Annotated in this window: 12 protein-coding genes; 2 read left to right on the top strand and 10 right to left on the bottom strand. The window is 35.4% G+C overall.

Annotated features, from left to right (window positions below; all coding sequences use genetic code 11):
• Positions 1-240: 240 nt before the first annotated feature.
• The 3 genes from C3K47_RS01840 to C3K47_RS01830 form a co-directional block, all read right to left on the bottom strand.
• A complete protein-coding gene (locus C3K47_RS01840; protein WP_103787363.1) occupies positions 241-1,473 on the bottom strand; it encodes a S8 family peptidase in 1,233 nt (410 codons plus the stop codon).
• A 346-nt stretch (positions 1,474-1,819) separates the two neighbouring features.
• Positions 1,820-3,091 (bottom strand): serine hydroxymethyltransferase, encoded by a 1,272-nt coding sequence (gene glyA, locus C3K47_RS01835; protein WP_103787362.1) that lies wholly within the window; start codon positions 3,089-3,091, stop codon positions 1,820-1,822.
• Between the two features lie 189 nt (positions 3,092-3,280).
• Positions 3,281-4,048 (bottom strand): segregation and condensation protein A, encoded by a 768-nt coding sequence (locus tag C3K47_RS01830; RefSeq protein ID WP_103787361.1) that lies wholly within the window; start codon positions 4,046-4,048, stop codon positions 3,281-3,283.
• Positions 4,049-4,372: 324 nt separating this feature from the next.
• Here C3K47_RS01830 and dxs point away from each other — a divergent pair, with 324 nt between their 5' ends.
• Positions 4,373-6,304, top strand: a complete 1,932-nt coding sequence (dxs, locus tag C3K47_RS01825; RefSeq protein WP_103787360.1) for a 1-deoxy-D-xylulose-5-phosphate synthase — start codon at positions 4,373-4,375, stop codon at positions 6,302-6,304.
• A gap of 74 nt (positions 6,305-6,378) precedes the next feature.
• On the opposite strand, the gene C3K47_RS01820 is transcribed toward dxs, so the two are convergent.
• Both C3K47_RS01820 and C3K47_RS01815 read right to left on the bottom strand, forming a co-directional pair.
• Positions 6,379-8,001 (bottom strand): hypothetical protein, encoded by a 1,623-nt coding sequence (locus tag C3K47_RS01820; protein ID WP_103787359.1) that lies wholly within the window; start codon positions 7,999-8,001, stop codon positions 6,379-6,381.
• A gap of 35 nt (positions 8,002-8,036) precedes the next feature.
• Positions 8,037-9,200 carry an MraY family glycosyltransferase gene (locus C3K47_RS01815; RefSeq protein WP_103787358.1) on the bottom strand — a complete coding sequence of 388 codons (1,164 nt, stop codon included), beginning with the start codon at positions 9,198-9,200 and terminating at the stop codon, positions 8,037-8,039.
• 634 nt (positions 9,201-9,834) lie between these two features.
• Between C3K47_RS01815 and C3K47_RS01810 the strand changes: the two genes are divergently transcribed.
• A complete protein-coding gene (locus C3K47_RS01810; protein ID WP_114324626.1) occupies positions 9,835-10,782 on the top strand; it encodes a hypothetical protein in 948 nt (315 codons plus the stop codon).
• Here the strand turns inward: C3K47_RS01810 and C3K47_RS01805 are convergent.
• From C3K47_RS01805 to C3K47_RS01785, 5 genes are all read right to left on the bottom strand, one after another.
• Positions 10,779-11,516, bottom strand: a complete 738-nt coding sequence (locus C3K47_RS01805) for a glycosyltransferase family 2 protein (RefSeq protein WP_103787356.1) — start codon at positions 11,514-11,516, stop codon at positions 10,779-10,781. The two genes, C3K47_RS01810 and C3K47_RS01805, sit on opposite strands and share 4 nt — an antisense overlap.
• A gap of 10 nt (positions 11,517-11,526) precedes the next feature.
• Entirely contained in the window at positions 11,527-12,696 is a 1,170-nt protein-coding gene (locus C3K47_RS01800; RefSeq protein WP_103787355.1) for a glycosyltransferase, read from the bottom strand.
• The gene (locus tag C3K47_RS01795; protein WP_103787354.1) at positions 12,665-13,846 is read right to left on the bottom strand and encodes a hypothetical protein; all 1,182 of its coding nucleotides are present in this window, start codon (positions 13,844-13,846) and stop codon (positions 12,665-12,667) included. Before C3K47_RS01795 ends, C3K47_RS01800 begins: the two co-directional genes overlap by 32 nt.
• Positions 13,847-13,961: 115 nt before the next feature.
• Positions 13,962-14,909 (bottom strand): glycosyltransferase family 2 protein, encoded by a 948-nt coding sequence (locus tag C3K47_RS01790; RefSeq protein ID WP_103787353.1) that lies wholly within the window; start codon positions 14,907-14,909, stop codon positions 13,962-13,964.
• Between the two features lie 75 nt (positions 14,910-14,984).
• The gene (locus tag C3K47_RS01785; protein ID WP_103787352.1) at positions 14,985-16,520 is read right to left on the bottom strand and encodes a lipopolysaccharide biosynthesis protein; all 1,536 of its coding nucleotides are present in this window, start codon (positions 16,518-16,520) and stop codon (positions 14,985-14,987) included.
• Positions 16,521-16,632 lie beyond the last annotated feature (112 nt).

Genomic DNA, 16,632 nt, shown 5'->3' with positions numbered 1-16,632 from the left:
GAACCAAAGATTTTTTACGCTGTGTATCTGCTAGTTACAGCTCTTAATAAAAAATTTTATTTTTTTTGTAACCTTTTGAGTTAGGCTGCGTAAAAAGACAAAGAGAGCGTAAATTTAGATAGAAGGCGGGATTAACTTAGTTAATCTTGCTTTCTTTTTTTACAGGGGTTTTAAGCCCGCTAATTTAGTATTTCTTCTCATTCCCTCCACCCAATTTTTTATTATACTTCAATATACTGGCTATCGATGGGCAATTTTATCTGGCGTACCATCGGCATCATTACTAACGGTTCCACTTGCTTTAACAGGCCCGAATAATAAAATACCTGCCACATGAGGAGCAGCCATTGAAGTTCCACTTATAGTTGCATAACCTCCATTTAAATAGGTTGAGAGGATATCAAATCCGGGAGCTGCAAAATCAATTGGAGGATTCCCGTAATTAGAAAACCAAGCTAATCCATCTGTGATGTCACAGGCACTGATCGTATAAATATTTGGACCATTAACCCTTGCTGGGGAAAACAAATTTGCATCTTCGGTAGTATTTCCTGCAGCAAGAACAAACTTAATACCTTTAGCAGCTGCTCTGGACACTGCACAATCAAGGCACTTTGATGGCGGTCCTACCAAACTCATATTTGCTACATCGCCTTTTTTAGCTTTACTTCCAACATAATTAACACCGGCTATTGCCCAGGAAACCGCACCGTTACCGGCAAAATCAAGTATTCTTATAGGGACTATTTTTGCGCCGGCAGCAACGCCCACCACCCCAGAATTATTTTTCTTCGCTGCAATAATACCTGCTACATGTGTTCCATGTCCAAAGTAATCCTGAGTATCAGAACCATCATCGACAAAGTTTTTGGCTAAAGTCTGATCAATGGTAAGGTCCTTATGTGTAAGATCCACACCGGTATCAAACACCCATGCAGTTTTACCAATACCATTTCTACTACCTCCCACACGTTGCACCCCCCATGGTACATATTCAAAACCAGCACTGCTCTGTTTAGCCGCCATGGGTTTCAAAGCAATAACTTTATCTGATTCAATCATTTTGATCCGTTTGCTGGCCTCTAATTGTTTAAGTTCAGTTTTAGAAACGCCGCTTAAAACACAACCATTTAAAATTGAACCAAATGCCAGTTCAATTCTGGCGTTTTTCAGATTATTTTCGAAGATAATCTGTTTTGCGCTTTCTGCAGCTTTATCGATCGCCTGTTCATAGGTTAATGTTTCATTGGTTGATTCAATAGCCAGTGTGGGGTCTTCAAATAATAAAATATATCTACCCGGAATTTCATCTCCCTGACTCATTCGGGAAAAATCAATAGAAGATTTCGGGATTGCTTTATTAAAGCTGATTGAAGAATCGGAGGGATCTTGCTTAGTTGTGCATCCTTCGGCAAAAAAAAAGAAAGAAAAAACAATAGAAGAAAGACAGAGTTGAGAGCGTGTAAATTTCATTTCCTATATATTTTCAATTTTATTGTTCTGAATACATCAAAAACCATCCTTAATTTAAGTATCAAACAATTACATAAAGAAAAAAAAGAGTAATCTAACTATTTATTAAGTAATAAATAGCATTATGAAAGTATTTATTGAAGCCGATAAATAAGTTTATCAAAAAGAAAACCAGCAATTCAACTGTTTATATGCTATGGAGACTTATGTTTTGCAGCTTCTACAAACTGATTAGTATAGAACACTGTTTGAGCAATAGAATCCCTAGCCTGCCGACTGTTAGGGTAAAACAAAAAACGGCAATGAGGATCCTCATTGCCGTTTTTTGTTTTTTTATTTAATATAATTATTTATACAAAGGAAAATCGTGCATCCAGGTATTTACCTTTTTCTTCACTTCTTTAATTTCCGCCTCGTTATCAACATTCATCAACACACGGTCAATATGCTCAACAATGGTATCCATGTGCTCTTCCTTCATTCCTCTGGTGGTAACTGCAGCAGTACCAACACGGAAGCCTGAGGTAACAAATGGAGATTTGTCATCAAATGGAACCATGTTTTTATTGGTAGTGATATCGGCAGCCACTAAAGCAGCTTCAGCAGCTTTACCAGTTACATTTTTATTGCGAAGATCGATCAACATTAAGTGATTATCAGTTCCACCCGAAATGATTTGATAGCCACGGTCAACGAATGCTTGCGCCATACGACTAGCATTTTTCTTAACCTGAGTTATGTATTGTTTATAATCGTCAGTCAGCGCCTCGCCGAAAGCTACCGCTTTACCGGCAATAACGTGCTCAAGAGGACCGCCTTGTGTACCAGGGAAAACGGCGCCATCCAAAATAGCCGACATCATTTTCAATTCTCCTTTAGGAGTTTTTTGTCCCCATGGATTTTCGAAATCCTGTCCCATCATAATCAAACCTCCACGCGGTCCACGTAAGGTTTTATGAGTCGTGGTTGAAACCACATGACAGTGTTTCAACGGATCGTTCAACAAACCTTTGGCAATTAAACCTGCCGGGTGCGAAATATCGGCAAGTACCAATGCACCAACCTGATCAGCAATTTGACGAATGCGAACATAATCCCAATCACGAGAATAGGCCGAAGCTCCACAAATGATCATTTTAGGCTTTTCACGTAAAGCAACTTCTTCCATTTGCTTATAGTCAATTAAGCCACTTTCTTTTTCTACACCATAAAAATTTGGCTGATACAAACGACCAGAAAAGTTAACAGGTGAACCGTGAGTTAAGTGTCCACCATGTGATAGGTCAAATCCTAAAATCTTATCACCTGCCTGCAATAAAGCCAAAAATACCGCAGCATTAGCAGAAGCTCCAGAGTGAGGCTGAACGTTAACCCAAGCTGCTCCAAATAATTCCTTTGCACGGTCAATAGCTAATTGCTCTACCTGATCAACAATCTGGCAACCGCCATAGTAACGTTTATTAGGCAATCCTTCGGCATATTTATTCGTTAAACATGAGCCTTGGGCTTCCATTACTTGTTTACTGGTGAAATTTTCTGAGGCAATAAGTTCGATGCCTTCTTCCTGGCGAATTGCTTCTTTAGCGATAAGATCAAATAGAACTGTATCTCTGTTCATGTGAGAATAATTAATTTTGTATATGTTTTGCTGAAAATCAATTGTCAAATCCGATAGAAAACAACTGATCACCTTTCTCGGGATTAAGGTGCGGCGAAGTTACTAACTCTTTTTAGATTTAAGAAACCACTTACATTGGTAAGCGGTAGATTTTTAAATGAATAGGGGAACAGATTACAATGGCTAACCTTATTTTTCCATCTCCTCAATAGACTCCTCTACCTCTTCTTTAGACGTTAGCCAAAAGTTATTAAAACCAAGCCCAATGCTTATATCAAGTATTTGCTGTTGTAAAAGTTCTAGAACTGCCAAAAAGCTGTAAACAAGTTGCACTTTATCATTACTGATGGCCAAAACATTTTCAAAACTAACGCGAGTATCGCTTTCAAACAGCTTCATCACCGCCACTTTTTGCTCCTCTATAGAATACGGATACTGAACCACCGTATGCACCACCTGCTTAGTTCCGTCAATAAAGCGTTGCATTACTTTTTCATAGACGGTAAGCAAACGATATAAATCAAGTGATTGTAATTCTTCTCCCGGCATAGCCTGACTGGCAATTTGCTCAAGTTCATAGGCAATATTGCCTCGCTTCTCCTGCTTTAAGCGTTCATCTTCCAAATACTGGAATTCATTTAGAACAGCTTTGTATTTTTTGTATTCCAAAAGCTTCTGCACTAAATCCAGGCGGGGATCAATTTCATTACCCTCTTCATCTAGCTCCGGTCGGGGAATAAGCAGTTTTGCTTTAATACGCATTAAGGTAGCTGCAACGAGAATAAATTCACTGGCCAACTCAATGTTCATCGCCTGCATGCTGTGAATAAAGTCAAAAAAATCGTTGGTAATTCGTGCAATGGGAATATCGTGGATATCTAATTCATCCCGCTCAATAAAAAATAGGAGCAGATCAAACGGACCTTCAAATTGTGCTAGCTTTATCTCGAAACTCAAAACTTAAACCGATTTGCGACAAAAATACAGTTCCAACTTAATTATCATCACATTAGTTTTCAACCAATGAGGATAAGTGACTTATCAATAAACAATTAGATTTATCATCAGAAATAGTATACGGTTAAAATCGTAATATTGCCAAATGGTTAGCTTTGCTTACAAAGCAGTTTCTAATTGTTTAAAGCGCGCCGATCTGGACGTAAACAATACCCATTCGGTTTGATGGCTTTTTACAAATGCAGCTGAAACAAAAGCTCATTTATAAGGTTTAAGTCATATATTTGCTGGCTTAAACTACTAGTGTTTATTTAATATCGAACAATGCAGGTTGAAGCGGGAACATTGTTAAAAACAATTAATTATCCTTCCGACTTAAGAAATTTAAAGGAAGAGCAACTACAGGAAGTTTGCAGGGAATTAAGGCAGTACATTATCGATATTGTTTCGGTAAACGGCGGACATTTCGCCGCCAGCCTGGGGGTTGTGGAGTTAACAGTTGCTTTACATTATGTTTTCAATACACCTTACGACCAAATTTTATTCGATGTTGGTCATCAAGCCTATGGTCATAAGATCTTAACAGGTCGCCGTGATACTTTTCATACCAATAGAATTTACGGTGGAATAAGCGGATTTCCGAAACGTTCGGAGAGTGAGTATGACACTTTTGGTGTTGGCCATTCTTCCACATCTATTTCGGCTGCTTTAGGTATGGCAGTGGCCTCACATTATAAAGGTGAAAAAAATCGCCAGCATATTGCAATCATTGGCGATGGTGCCATGACTGCAGGAATGGCTTTCGAAGCCTTAAATCATGCCGGAGTAGAAAATTCAAACCTTTTAGTGATCTTAAACGACAACTGCATGTCTATTGACCCGAATGTAGGGGCACTAAAAGAATATTTAACAGATATTACAACTTCTCAATCTTACAATCAGTTTAAAAGTGACGTTTGGAAGATCCTAGGCCCAATAAGCAAATTCGGCCCAAACGCTCGCGAGATTGTTAAAAAAATCGAGAAATCCATAAAAGGCAGCATCCTAAAACAAAGCAACTTCTTTGAAGCCTTAAAGTTCAGATATTTTGGCCCAATAGATGGCCATAATGTAGAACATATGGCTAAGGTATTAGAGGATTTGAAACATATTCCCGGCCCTAAACTTTTACATTGTCTTACAGTAAAAGGTAAAGGTTATGCTTTAGCTGAGCAAGATCAAACCAAATGGCACGCTCCCGGATTATTCGATAAGATCACCGGAGAAATAAAAAAATCAACTCCTACTACGCCACAACCTCCAAAGTTTCAAGATGTATTTGGACATACCATCGTTGAGCTGGCTGAGAAAAACCCTAAAATAATGGGAATTACTCCAGCTATGCCATCAGGTTGTTCTTTAAATATTATGATGAAAGCAATGCCCGACAGAGCATTTGATGTTGGCATTGCAGAACAGCATGCGGTTACTTTTTCAGCTGGATTAGCAACTCAGGGCTTGGTTCCTTTTTGTAATATTTATTCTTCATTTATGCAAAGAGCCTATGATCAGGTAATTCATGATGTTGCTCTGCAGAAGTTAAACGTTGTTTTTTGTTTGGACAGGGCAGGTGTTGCCGGAGCTGATGGCCCTACCCATCATGGAGCCTATGACTTGGCATTTATGCGATGTATTCCTAATATGATTGTATCGGCTCCAATGAACGAGGAAGAGTTGAGAAACCTGATGTTCACAGCTCAGCAAGACAATATGGGCCCTTTTGTAATTCGTTATCCTCGCGGAAACGGTGTTATGCCCGACTGGAAGCGACCAATGCAAGCAATTGAAATCGGTAAAGGCAGAAAAATATGCGACGGAGAGGAAATTGCAATCTTAACAATTGGAGCAATTGGAAACCAAGCTGTAAAAGCTTGCGCAGAATTAAGCGCGGAGGGTGTTAATCCTGCACATTATGACCTACGTTTCGTTAAACCGTTGGATGAGGAACTATTACATGAAGTTTTCAAAAAATATAAAAAGATAATTACTGTTGAAGATGGATGTTTGATGGGAGGAATGGGCTCGGCCGTACTGGAATTTATGACTGACAATGGGTATTCAGCGCAGATTAAACGCCTTGGAATGCCGGATAAAATTGTAGAGCATGGTGAACAAACGGAGCTTTATGCTGAATGTAACTATGATTGGAATGCCATCATCAAAACGGTTAAAACAATGATTGAAGCTTCTAGTACAAAAAAAATGATCGCTATCTAAGCAAGTATTTTAAATAAGCATAATAAAAAAAGAAGCCGAAATCTCATTAAGATTCCGGCTTCTTTTTTTATTGTCTAAAAATCATAATAGAGATTTCTGAACGAACTCCTCAATCCAACGCTTACGATGGTGGTATTACTCGGAGACGCGTCATTTTTCTCGTTCCGATAGGTTAATCCGGTTTCGAAACGCAGGTTATATTTTGGATTTAATACATAGGCGATTTTTATGTCCCCATAGTATAAATGCGAGGTTATGCCCTGGCCGATATAATTTCCGTAATCGCTTACCCTGGTATCATACGGTTTAAGTATGTTTTTGCCATAATTTAACCCTTCCGGATCTCGGCCATAATAACCATAAGTGAATTGTCCGCGAACATCGAATCTTCTCCATGTATAATTAACTATACCCAAAAATTCCTCAAAATTGGCTCCCCATAAATGCGCCAATGGCTGCGAAAAATGGACATAATTATTGGTAGGCTTACCATTATTCGGCACAGCAACACCTTCAACAATTGGTATACGGGCTGTATAAGTATAAGGTCGAACTATATTTGCTTCTCCTTGAAAATGTAGATTAGGAATACCAAAAATATCAAATGACCTGAAACCAATCTGTGTCCCCCATTTGTTTGCCCAATACCCATCACCACTAAAGAATTCCGAGGCTGTAAATTCGTTCAAGGCGAATTGTCCATACCATGTAAATTTAGGCAGCATTTTATATTTTGCAGTCAACCCTACCAGGGCTTTATCCGGTGAACCATTAGCAAACTCTACCGGACGGAAAAACAACAAAGGGTTTAGGTAACTCCAGTCAAAACCCCTTTTTCCTAAGGAATCAGCATCCATCCAAATAATATTCTCGAACAATCCAACCGAAACCTTTTTAGAAATATTCCAATCTAAATAATGAAAGGCCCCCCATTTTTTGCGGTAACCATTTTGGTAATCCAATTTGGGAGATTCACGATCGATCATTTGTGCCCACATCATCATATAACGAAGTTTCCAAATCGTGGCAGTTATTTTTACATAGGGATAAGGTGCTGCTGCATCCGATAATAACAATGAGCGGTAACCGTCTCCAATAAAGTTCTTATCATACCCAAGATCAAAATTGAAATACTTCGAAGGAGTATAAGAAATTCTTCCTTGTGAATAGGAATAATCCAAACCATGATCGCCGTAATTTCTAACCTCGCCCTGCCCCGGCAAAACATTAATACCTCGTGTGTAATTATCTACATAAACAGGAAAAACTCCCTGATTTTCATAAAAGGATGTATAAAACGAGAAATTCTTTCCAATACTCCCACCTAACATAAAACCCCGAGTATTTACCCAGGTTGTACGGTTATTCTTCAAGTCACTTCCAATTTGAAAGTCTGGAAGGAAATCAAGGTATATTTTGTATTCAGGATTTACAACTTGCAACAAATGCTCATCAAAAGTTTTTCGACCGAGCCATGTTTTATGAACCGATGAATCCTTTGCTAGTAACAAAGAATCACTATTATTTAAAACATAAGGCCTGAAAGGGGTATGACGGACAATGGTATCAGTGTATAGTTTTTTAGCTTCCTGAGGCGTTAAGTAAGTTCCTAGGCCTGTTACAGTTTGTGCCTTGGAGTAAAAACCGAGTGTAACTAAAAAGAGAAGAAGAGAAAACTTCTTTAAAGGTAAATGCATAATTACAATAATATGTTGAAACTAAAGCGATTCCTTTAGTTTTTGGCAATGCGTTCTAAAATTGATTCGACAAATTTTTCTTTTTCCTCTTTTGGATCAGTAGCTAACGAATCCGCTGTATGTTTGGCATCCTGAACAATAAGATCTTTTTTCTTACGCTTATTTAATAAAATGGTTAAGGTAGAATTAAAGAATACAGCAAAGAAGGAAAGAACTAGCAGCAATTCCATTGTACCGATATGCTGAAAGGCAAGAGCTAAAGAAATAAACAACAGATTAACCCCGACCAGGATAAATGCACAAATGGAATGAGATAGTTTTAAGTCGATTAAACGGTGATGTAAATGATTCCTGTCCGCTTTAAACGGAGATTCGCTATTAAGAATACGAAGTGTAAATACTCGTGTTGTATCAAATAACGGAATAATCAGAATAGCCATTACCAAAGCAGGAGATGAATGTATTCCTAAACCAAAAGCTTGGATAGTATGCACGTTACTCAAATCGATGAATTGAACACTCAAAACCGCTGAGATCATTCCTACTAAAAGTGAACCAGTATCACCCATGAAAATTTTAGCCGGCGAGACGTTGTAAATAAGAAATCCAATAAGCGAACCTGCCATGGCAATTGCCATATACGACCAACCCATATCGCCCATTAAATAAAAAAGCAGGGAATAAGTTAGAGAAACAACTACACCCAAACTTCCTGCGAGCCCATCAATACCATCAACCAGGTTAAAGGCATTTACAACTGCAACAATTACTAAAACAGTTAAACCAACGCTTACAGGATAAGAAAAATCATTTAAGCCTAGCAACCCATGCATACTTCTAATACGAATATCTGCCAGCACAGCAACTAACATGGCTGCAATAATTTGAGCCAATAACTTCTTAACTGGGCTCATACCTACCAAATCATCCTTTAAGCCAATAACAAAAAGAATAATTCCCGAAGCCAAAATAACTCCAGCTTCTGGCAATAAAGTGCTTTTAATAAATAATGATGTAGAGAACAGAAATCCGGTAAATATGGCTATCCCTCCCAGATTAGGAATAATCTTTTTATGGATCTTTCGTTCTTCTGAGGGCATATCAAACAATCTTTTCTTAAATGCCACATATATAATTGATGGAATTGAGAAGCTCACAACCAAAAGAGCCGATAGGAAAATGAGTAAATGTAATAACATACGCAAATTGTGGTTGGAAATCTATCCAAGGTTAATAATTTACACCGAATGAGTAAAATTTAGCTTTGGAAAGGACAGTTAAGCAAGAACTTTGCCAGAAAAGTCTAATATTAAAGAACTTAACTGCAATTTAGAAAACAATTCTAAGGAAAACAACTAAGAGGGTGACCAAGTTGAAGAAATCTCTTTTAGACATTAGCATTCCGTTCTTTATTTATGCAATCCAAATCATATAAATAAATCACAATAATTTAATTTTTATTCAAAACTGATAGCCTTTTATTGAAAAGCTAACTTATTAACTCTAATTAGTAACTAAGGCAACAACTTTAAGCTTATCAATTAAATTTTTGTTTAGAGAATGAATGTAATGACTTACCTTAAGATAAAAGGAGAGGCTGGTCCTATTAAAATCAAATCATATTTATCCATTTTTATCAAATATTATCCTAACATTTAAATAAACTGAGTCTTATTTATCTTTACATTACAAATCTTAAAGCAGTATATGAGTTGTCAGCTTAATTAAAGGCTAGCCTAACTGCAATAATTTTTTACCTTCTTTAAATAAAGACTCTATAGCCAAATTAGCTGATCTAATTGTAGATTTAACAAATAAAAAACAGTAAATGTTATGAGTATACATTTGAGAACTAAGCTTTTATTTATATATGTTAGCTTATTTATGGTTTGCTCAGAGAGCCTGTATGCACAAAATGTTAAAAAAAGGACTTCATTTAGAGGAGCAAATGCATCAGCTAAGAAAACATTTTATATAGGTATGAATGATTTATCTGAGACCACATATAAAGCCTTAGATAATGAAGGAATTAAATATGCTTATATTTTTTATAAAATAGATTTTGACCGGAATAACTCTGGCAATGTTGATTCAACACAATTGGTTCGCTCAATTAATTCAAAAATTCCAAATAATATTACAAACGGAATTGCAGTAATTGATTGGGAAGAAACAGAATGGCTAAAAATAACCAACCCAAATACACCATCTGATAGCCTTAATGCAGCAATAGATAAATATTTAAGGGCACTTAGAATAGCCAAGGAATGCAGGCCAAACTTATCATGGGGAATTTATGGGCTTCCGCTCAGAAGGTATTGGTACAGAGATGATCTTGAAAAAGATAATAATAGGATACTTAGATTATTAAAAGCTCAGGATGTATATTATTTAGATATTTATGATTTCTATGAAAACAATTGGAAAGGGGACTCTGCATATGTAGCTGACAATGTAAGATATGCGCTTAAACTTGGTTATCAATATAAAAAACCTGTAATTCCATTTGTTTGGCATAGATACCATACCAGCAATAAAAAGGTGGGTCTGGAGAAGATCCCTGAAAAGTATTTCCTTGACTATATCAGAGTTGCAGCTACCACCAGCTATAAGCAAAGCACAATTAAGGGTTTAATATGGTGGTCGGCCGAAAAATACTTCTTTATGCAAAACCCAAAACTGATGAAAGAAATAGATGATGGACAAACAGTTGAAAGCCATATAAACAACTCAGTTTTAAATTTAGCCCCCAAAATCAATCAAAAAATTAGACCTTATTAAAGGAATTGCCATATTTTTCTAATGGGTTTCCATAACAATGTAAAGAAATAGGGCTTTAAATCATTTAATACCCATGCTTTTTTATCTTCCCTATTGGCTAAGAACCTATTTTTAAAGCTGGCATTACTCACCCCTCCAGCTCTCATTTTAACTAACACCTTAGGAAGGTATGAAACACTAATTTTATATTTATGAATAAAACGGAGCATAATTTCATAATCTGCGGCACTACGGAGTGAGGTATTAAATAAGCCGTATTGTTCATAAACCGATCTTTTAACAAAAAAAGTAGGATGTGGAGGCATCCATCCAAACAGAAAGGCTTTTGCGGTATAGGGCCCCGACCTCCATTTCCTAAGAATTTTATTGGTATTTAAACTATCCACGTAATCCAAATCACCATAAACAGCATCTGCACCGCTTTCATAAAACTTTTCAACAACGCGCTCCAATACATTTTCATCCGCATAAAAATCATCGGAATTTAATATACCGATAATGTCGCCTTGGGCCAGATTTACTCCTTTATTCATTGCAAAGTAAATCCCTTGATCAGGTTCAGATATAATTTTACTAAAGCCAAAGGATTTGGCAATTTCAACTGTTTCATCTTTTGATGCACCGTCAACTATAATATGTTCTACATTAGTATAGTTTTGGCATTGTATGGACTTAATTGTTGCAGCAATGGTTGAGGCGCTATTATAAACTGGAGTAATTATTGAAATTTTCAAGGTTCGTATTTTAATTTAGTATTAACTCTAGAATTTCACCTTCTGAATTCTCAATGTAGTTATTGTAATAGTCAATTGCCCGAATAGAAAAGACTTTTCTTAATTGAACATCATCAGAAAATGCAGTTATCATTTTCTCACACTCTTCTACAGTATCGAATGTAGGTATAAAATCACACTCGTACCCTCTTAGTGCAAAGTCAGTGGCCACTAAAGGAATTCCATAAGATAGTGCTTCTAAGATTTTAATATTTATACCCCCTCCTTCAAAAATTGGGCATATAAAGATATCTGCCTTGAGAAAATACTCTTCAACTGATGGAACGTTAGCAAAGACCTTCACTTTATCATTATTAAGAGACATTATTTCATCTGTGGGATTCCTTCCAACTATCCAAAGTTCAGTATTTCTAAGATTACCAAGCACATTATTAACAAACCATTTGATTCCATTAACATTTGGATACCAATCTAAACTACCTACAAATAGCAACTTTAACGGCTCTATAACTTTTGGCCGATCAAATTGATAAGCTTGATGCGCGAACTTTAAGTTCAAATATCTCAACAACTCAATTGTTGTTTTATGCTGTCCACCAAATGAGTAGTCATATTCACTAATAAATATTACTTTATGCATCTTTTCATAATACTTATTAATATGTTTTTCCATCAAAAAAGAGCTAAAAAGGGCGAACCACTTAAAATAGAAGGAGTTATTTTTTTCTGAAGCTCTCTTTTTTAATATTTCTGATTCATTATTGTGCTCAATTAAGATATTTTTCGCGTTATTATCAGCAAAGTTGGCCGTAGTCCGCAAATGATCCCAAACAACAATGTCTATTTTTTCACGGCTAATTATCTCTGATATCAATCCTTTCATTTTTTTGTTTCTCCATTTGTATAATGGATAAGAAACTTGTGTTAACACACTTCCAATTATGGCCTTTATGCTGTTTTTGGGATTGTAATTGATATGATAAACTTCTTTACAAGAAGAGATACCTGAATGCTTTAACATTCTAACATTATCTTCTTCATTATTTTGATTAAAGTAGATGAGATAAACCTCAACATCTCCTTTCAATAGGTTCAAAAGAACATTATATGAGAATAATTTATCACCAGAATCTGCAGGAAGAAGATTTCTACCCGTTATGAACAATAGCTTTTTTTTCATTTAAACCTAATTTCCAAGCAATCAATAAAAACAACGGAAGATAATAAAGAGCTTGTGTATCGTGAAACAACCCTAATGACATAAAATATACCACAAAAACCCTGAGTGTTTCACTTCCATTCCTTTTAAAAAAAATCAAACAATTTATAAGAATATATGCAGCTACTGTAACTACCCCTCCATCAAACAATAACCTTATGTAATCAGATTTGATACTAACATCTCCAATGAAATTCACCTTGGCATTAGTACCTAAGCCACTTCCAAATAAGATTAAGTTAAAGTCAGACAAAACATAATTTAGCGCATTTAAAATGGAGCCTATTCGCACCAGGTAGGAACTATCTTCACCTGACAATAGTTTATCCATTCGATCAAGCAATAAAAAGTACAATACCCCAAGAGCGAATAGTCCAGCAGGTATTAAATACACCAAATATTTCGGGTTAAATATTTTCCTTCTGAATAAGTAAATAATACTAATGAATGATGCAAATATGGCATTCAATCCTTTTGAAGTAAGCAGAATAATAAACAAAAAAATCCAAGCCAGGAGGACTTCCTTCTTAAATGAGTTTATTGAGTAACTAGCTAATATCAAAATGGTGCAGATCGAACCGTAAATTGCTAGATCACCTGGTTCTGCAAAGAAAGCCGAGGTTCTAAAACTTTTTTTATCGTTTTCATCCAAAATAATAGTACCCATGCTTTCATAAAAGGAGGGATGATTAGGCGGGATATAAAAAACATTTAACCCTAAATAATGCTGAATAACTTGAACAATCGACACGAGGGATAAAAGAGCCAGTACGAAAAAGAATGTATAAACAATAAACTTGTTTGATACTTTCAAGTTGTAAAATCCTATTGCTAAAGGAAGAATATATGCTGTACGATGGACTGTAGTTAATATGCTCGTTTCAACAAAGTTATCTTGCCCTCTTAATGCAGAAAAAACCGTCCCCAGAAGTGGTACGAGATTAATAATAATCAGTAAAAGACTGATTTTAACAAACCCCTTTTCTTTTCTAAAGAACGATAGGAATAATAATAGGATACTGAAAAATAATAATGGGGAAAGGTAGGATACAATAGTAAATTGATAGAAAACTGAAACTAAAACCAATAAAAAATATAGAATTCTTTCCATCAAAGTAGCACTACAGTTAAAGGGTCTTTAAAGCCTATCAACTTCTAAAAATCTTAAATTATTACGAAAAAACGCTTACTATACTCACAAACATCAACAATGTTAAAATTCACTATCATCTACTGAATTGGGATTTGTAATTCATCCACGCCTTCTTATTCACTCTTTTCATATCAATCCAATAGCTTTTCTTCACACTAAAAGTAAGCCGAAAATACCATTCTCTTAAAAAGGCTAATGGAAATATTAACAAATACACTAATAATGCGTGCAAAGGAGAATAAACGATCCTAAAAAATTTGAACTTACTTTCCAGGTACATTAACATCCTTCTTTCGTTAAAATCAAACGATTTACCCTCCAGATGAATAATTTCAGCAGAAGGAATTGACATGATCTTATATCCTAATTTCGAAACTCTGTAAGACAACTCAGTTTCTTCGTAGTACATGAAGAAAACTGGGTTAAAGCCACCAGTTTGCTCAATCACTTCTCTTTTAATCATTAGATCCGCTCCAGTAACATAGGCAACGCTTTTGGGAGTAGCGGATGTATTAAAAAATTCATCAGAATTATAGAATAAATTTTTCAACCTGCTGGGTAGAACAATATTAGCCAACTCAGCAAAAAGAGAGGGCAATTTGGTGAAATAAGATTCTGTAGGCCGCAAATTCTCATCAAATAAATTTCCTCCACAGATTCCAACTTCTTTATTCTCATTTAAATAATCATTTAGAATCTTAATAGCATTGTTAATTAATAAGGTATCTGAATTTAAAAAGAAGATGTTTTTACCCCTGGCGATTTTCAAACCCTCATTATTTGCCCTCCCAAATCCAATATTCTCAGTTAAATAACTATATATAACTAGTTCGCCAAATTTATCAGACAATACCTTCTGGGCATTTTCTTTTGAATTATTATCAACAACAATAATCTCAAACTTAAACCCTTCACTCTTTTCCAGTACAGAACTAATTGTATCAATTAATAACTGTAAAGTATTATAGTTTACTATAATTATTGAAACATCAATGGGAGCTTCAAGTGTAGTGGTATCCATTAATAACTTATTTCTCTTAAACTTTTGAATTCATACAGTTAAAAACTGTTATTTAGAAGCGTATCGCAAAAACGCTTAGGTTAGTCCTACCCTTGGTCTTAATTTATTTTTGATTTCACTAATTTCTTCTCGTTTTAAGACAAATAAGAAGAGGTAGATTCCAAACTGTAGCGAAAAAGCTATTGATTGAAATATTAGCTTTTTAAATCCTGACAAATCAGGAATAAGATCGCCTATAAAATAGGTTAATAAACATGCAATACAACCTACAACAACTCCAGGCAAAAATGATTTAAACAGTATTTGCTTTACATCTAGTTTTAATTCAAATGGTATATAATAACAGTAATAACACATCAACTGCAACACTATATAAAAGAAGTACCCCATTACAGCCGAGCCTACATTGTATTTATGTGCAAAAAAAGCGGTGATGGGTAATGATAGAATACAAGAAATTGCTGATGAATAAATTAAGAATTTGGTTTTCCCTGATGAGAGCACAAAAGTTGCAATTGGAGCATTGTGCATCGATAATAAAACAGTTAGCAGCCAGATAATCAACCAAATGGACAGTTCTTCATATGATTTCCCCATATACAATACTAACAGCACCTTAGCATTAACAATTAGTAAAAACACAACTAATGACAAGAAAATAGATATATATCTTGTTCCGTTATAGGCCAGTTTATTAATTTTATGGGTATCGTTATTTACGTATATTTTTGATGCAGACGGTAATAATACCTGTAGAAACACACCGCCAAACGCAGTAATAAGAGATGCTATAGTTTGAATAACACGATAATCAGTAAGAACTTCAATTCCCTTTCCTGCATATTTACCTAGAAGAATAGGTCGTAAATTATCGGCGGAAAACTGAAATAAACTCATTGCAAAAATTGCAACACTGTAGCCCAATATTTCTTTAAAAGCCTTTCCATCCCAAACAGGCATAATTAAATCCAATATTGGCATTTGAGTAATTTTTAGCCGGTAAATATTTAAAGGGATTATAATTAAAGTAGAAAGTATATAAAGAAGAAAATAATAATTAAGGGGTATAAGGCATTTTATAGCCAAGAAAACCGTTGCTAAATTTAAAACACTACTTAAAACAGCTATTTTATTAATCCAGGCTAGCTCTCCATAAGCAGTTAAAAACTGTATAATTACATTGGAAGCCCAATTAAAAACAGCACTAGCCGCTAATGTGCACATCATCCATTGAAATACGTATAACTGCGATGGAACAATTTTAAAGAAGCTACCACCATAAAACGCAATGAATAAAAAAACAACAGCATTGAGCACTCCTATCCAACCATAAAAAACAATACTTGAGCGAGAAACCTTACCGATTTTATCCCACTCCTTTTGCATAATCCACATGGAAAAGTAACGGATGGAACCTATATTTAAACCCATATCCATTAATCTCAGATATGCATTTAACGAAAAGGCTAAAGCAATTAAACCATAATCAGCTTTACCATAAAACCCAACTAAAAGGGGAATTGTAAAAAACTTAACAATTGCATCAATACTTTTTGCCAATATGCCCCACAATGATCCCGAAAGTATATTTGCCAATGAAGAGCTACTCATTATTTCATCTTATTTATTAATTCACACCAGGTGAACATTCTAATTATATAATCAAACGATGGGTAAAACCAACTATACTTTTATAGAAAGATTTAATCCTGAGCAACTTTTA

This window comes from Solitalea longa (genome assembly GCF_002920915.1).
Classification (GTDB): Bacteria; Bacteroidota; Bacteroidia; order Sphingobacteriales; family Sphingobacteriaceae; genus Solitalea; species Solitalea longa.
The sequence above is the reverse complement of the archived record's forward strand: the minus strand, read 5'-3'. Positions and strand labels throughout refer to the sequence as shown.

Coding starts and splice junctions, on each gene's coding strand:
- C3K47_RS01840 (WP_103787363.1), bottom strand. CDS start 1,473: ATGAAATTTACACGCTCTCAACTCTGTCTTTCTTCTATTGTTTTTTCT.
- glyA (WP_103787362.1), bottom strand. CDS start 3,091: ATGAACAGAGATACAGTTCTATTTGATCTTATCGCTAAAGAAGCAATT.
- dxs (WP_103787360.1), top strand. CDS start 4,373: ATGCAGGTTGAAGCGGGAACATTGTTAAAAACAATTAATTATCCTTCC.
- C3K47_RS01820 (WP_103787359.1), bottom strand. CDS start 8,001: ATGCATTTACCTTTAAAGAAGTTTTCTCTTCTTCTCTTTTTAGTTACA.
- C3K47_RS01815 (WP_103787358.1), bottom strand. CDS start 9,200: ATGTTATTACATTTACTCATTTTCCTATCGGCTCTTTTGGTTGTGAGC.
- C3K47_RS01810 (WP_114324626.1), top strand. CDS start 9,835: ATGAGTATACATTTGAGAACTAAGCTTTTATTTATATATGTTAGCTTA.
- C3K47_RS01800 (WP_103787355.1), bottom strand. CDS start 12,696: ATGAAAAAAAAGCTATTGTTCATAACGGGTAGAAATCTTCTTCCTGCA.
- C3K47_RS01795 (WP_103787354.1), bottom strand. CDS start 13,846: ATGGAAAGAATTCTATATTTTTTATTGGTTTTAGTTTCAGTTTTCTAT.
- C3K47_RS01790 (WP_103787353.1), bottom strand. CDS start 14,909: ATGGATACCACTACACTTGAAGCTCCCATTGATGTTTCAATAATTATA.
- C3K47_RS01785 (WP_103787352.1), bottom strand. CDS start 16,520: ATGAGTAGCTCTTCATTGGCAAATATACTTTCGGGATCATTGTGGGGC.